This is a genomic window from Micromonospora sp. NPDC049580 (assembly GCF_040675595.1).
GTDB lineage: Bacteria > Actinomycetota > Actinomycetes > Mycobacteriales > Micromonosporaceae > Micromonospora.
The window spans coordinates 1-2,566 of record NZ_JBFAPG010000668.1 but is presented as its reverse complement, the minus strand read 5'-3'; the positions used below and the strand labels follow the sequence as shown (position 1 = coordinate 2,566).

General features: G+C 71.4%; 3 protein-coding genes and 1 pseudogene. 2 read left to right on the top strand and 2 right to left on the bottom strand.

The window, feature by feature from the left end:
• Window positions 1-32: 32 nt before the first annotated feature.
• The gene (locus AB0J68_RS30780; protein ID WP_354863261.1) at window positions 33-692 is read right to left on the bottom strand and encodes a class F sortase; all 660 of its coding nucleotides are present in this window, start codon (window positions 690-692) and stop codon (window positions 33-35) included.
• Window positions 689-1,519 (bottom strand): DUF4397 domain-containing protein, encoded by an 831-nt coding sequence (locus tag AB0J68_RS30775; protein ID WP_363942228.1) that lies wholly within the window; start codon window positions 1,517-1,519, stop codon window positions 689-691. Before AB0J68_RS30775 ends, AB0J68_RS30780 begins: the two co-directional genes overlap by 4 nt.
• A 228-nt stretch (window positions 1,520-1,747) precedes the next feature.
• Here AB0J68_RS30775 and AB0J68_RS30770 point away from each other — a divergent pair, with 228 nt between their 5' ends.
• Both AB0J68_RS30770 and AB0J68_RS30765 read left to right on the top strand, forming a co-directional pair.
• Window positions 1,748-2,350, top strand: a complete 603-nt coding sequence (locus tag AB0J68_RS30770; protein ID WP_355066973.1) for a sigma-70 family RNA polymerase sigma factor — start codon at window positions 1,748-1,750, stop codon at window positions 2,348-2,350.
• Window positions 2,304-2,566, top strand: a pseudogene (locus AB0J68_RS30765) (anti-sigma factor); the annotation flags it as partial. The gene AB0J68_RS30770 and the pseudogene AB0J68_RS30765, both read left to right, overlap by 47 nt.

Genomic DNA, 2,566 nt, shown 5'->3' with positions numbered 1-2,566 from the left:
TTCCCCCACCCCGGCACGTCGCGACCGCCCGGTCAGGCGGGCACCGCCGTGACGACGATGTTGTCGCGGTACTTGCGGGCCTTGGCGTCGAACGGCCCGCCGCAGGTGATCAGCGTCAGTCGCGGCTTGCCGTCGCGGGCGAAGTACCGCTCCAGCGGGATCTTGGTCTTGGCGTACTCCTCCCGGGCGACGACCCGGTACTTTCGCGCCTTGCCGTCGCTGCCGGTCGCGGTCAGGGTGTCGCCCTGGTCCAGCTCGCGCAGCCGGAAGAACGCCCCCCGGCCCTGCTTGGCGCTGTCCACGTGACCGGCGATGACCACCGAACCGGCGCCCGCCTCCAGGCCGGGGCCGTAGCGGTACCAGCCGATCTGATCGACGCTGGGCGGCACCTCGAACTCGTTGGTCCGCTTGTTGATGCCGACCGCGTTGACCGTGGCGGTGACGTCGATCCCGGGGATCACCAGCCGGACCGGAGGGACGACCCCGGCGCCGGCGGGCAGTTCGCCGGCGGTCACCGGCACCGACGGGTCGCCGCCGACGGCCGAGGGGGTCGCGCTGGCGGCCAGCGTGCTCGCCTCCTCGGCGCCGACGTTCTCGGCCGGCTGGGAGTTGCACGCCACCAGGGTGGCGACGGTGAGCGCGGCAACGCCGGCGGCCAGGGCCGCCAGCGCGCCGCGGTTGCGCACCGTCACTTGCGACCGGTCCGCGCGGTCGCCATCCGCACCCCACCACCAAGCAGCAGGAGTACGCCGGCACCGGTCAGCGCGTACCACCAGGTCTGCACGCCGGTGCCCGCCTGGCCGCCGTCACCGCTCGGCACGCCACCCGGGGCGGAGTGCAGGCCGGTGATCGTCTGGGCCACCACGTCGAGGGTCTTGTCCTCGGCGGAGCCGATCGCGTAGACGATCGTCGCGGTGCCCTCCTTGAGGTTGAGGTCCGCCGGGCCGATGGCCACGGTGTCGGTGCCGGCCAGCACCACGTCCGCCTTCACCGTGCCGGCGTCGACGTCGCCCTTGGCCTCCTTCGGGTTGGTCAGGCCCTTGAAGACCGGGGTGCCACCTGCACGCACGTCGACCGCCGGGGCGGCGGCGGTGTGCCGGACGATCAGCCGGGCCTTGCCGGCGTCGACCTTCGAGACGTCGTTCACGAACGGCGTGATCTTCGGCTTGCCGGCGGCGTCGAGGTGCGCGGCGAGGCTGATGTTCGCCCCGCCCGGCACCTCGGCGTTGTCGACCTTGAGGATCGCGCTGCCGATCGGCTCGCCCGGCTTGGTGAGGGCGATGTCGTACTCGCCCTCGGCCAGGTTCAGCGGGCCGGCCACGTCACCGGGCTTGAAGTTGTTGAGCGTCTTCTTGCCGTTGACGTAGACGTCGACCGAGGTGTCCGGGATGCCGTGCACGACCGAGACCTTCGAGGTGGCGGCGTACGCGGGGCTGGCGGTGAACGCGGCGACGCCGGCGAAGGCCAACGCGGCGACGGCGCCGCCCGCGGCGACCCGACGGAAGTACGAGAGCTGCATGTCTGCCTCCTGGTGATTGGTGCTGATTCGTCAGGCCTGGCTTGCAGAACGGGTTACGCCGGCTCCGCGACGGCTGGATGCGCCTTACGCGATTTCTTTTTCCGGCCACGACCGCATCCGGATCGGGCCCGGCGGACGAAGAGCTGGTGAGATGACATCGACCGGGAGAGTGGGGCGAGGGCTGTGGCAGCTACAGTCGGGTATGCCCCATCGAAGGCTGGACGCCCGATGACGGCGCTACCACAACAACCCGACCCACCGGTGGACGACCTCGCGCCCCGGTTCCGGTCCGGCGACGAGGTGGCGCTGCGCGAGGCGTACGACCGCTACGGCCGTGCCGTACTCCACCTGGCCACGTCCATGCTGGCCAACCGCGCCGACGCCGAGGACGTGACGCAGGCGACGTTCGTGGCCGCCTGGCTGGGAAGGGACACCTTCGATCCGGCCAAGGGGTCGTTGATCGGCTGGCTGCTCGGCATCGGCCGGCGCAAGGTGATCGACCGGATGCGGGCCACGGCGCGGGAGACCCGCGTGGTGGAGACGGTCCGGCAGTTGCCCGAGCCGGCACAGACGACGCCGGACCCGGACCGGGTGGTGGACCGGCTGGTCATCGCGGACGAGCTGGCACGCCTGCCCGACGACCAACGACGCATGCTGGAGTTGGCCTTCTACGACGACCTGACACACCAGCAGATAGCCACAGTGACCGGGGTGCCGCTGGGCACCGTGAAGAGTCACATCCGGCGCGGCATGGCGAGCTTGAAACGCAGATGGGAGGTGGACGGTGCAGCACCTGGAGCACGAGCGGCTGGTTTTTCTGGCGCTCGGTGAGAGCGATGCGGACAACGGGGAGAGCACCCATCTCGACACCTGCGGGCACTGCCGCACCGAGCTGACGGCCCTGCGGCAGGTGGCCGGGCTCGGCGTGGAGACGCAGAGCCTCGGTGACCTGCCCGACCCGCCGGAGCACATCTGGCAGGGCATCGCCGCCGAGATCAGGGCGGCCGAGGCCGTGCCGTCGCTGACCGAGGCCCGGCGGCAGCAGGC

Excerpts from the sequence above, each read along its gene's own strand:
- AB0J68_RS30770 (WP_355066973.1), top strand. The coding sequence starts at position 1,748 with ATGACGGCGCTACCACAACAACCCGACCCACCGGTGGACGACCTCGCG.
- AB0J68_RS30775 (WP_363942228.1), bottom strand. The coding sequence starts at position 1,519 with ATGCAGCTCTCGTACTTCCGTCGGGTCGCCGCGGGCGGCGCCGTCGCC.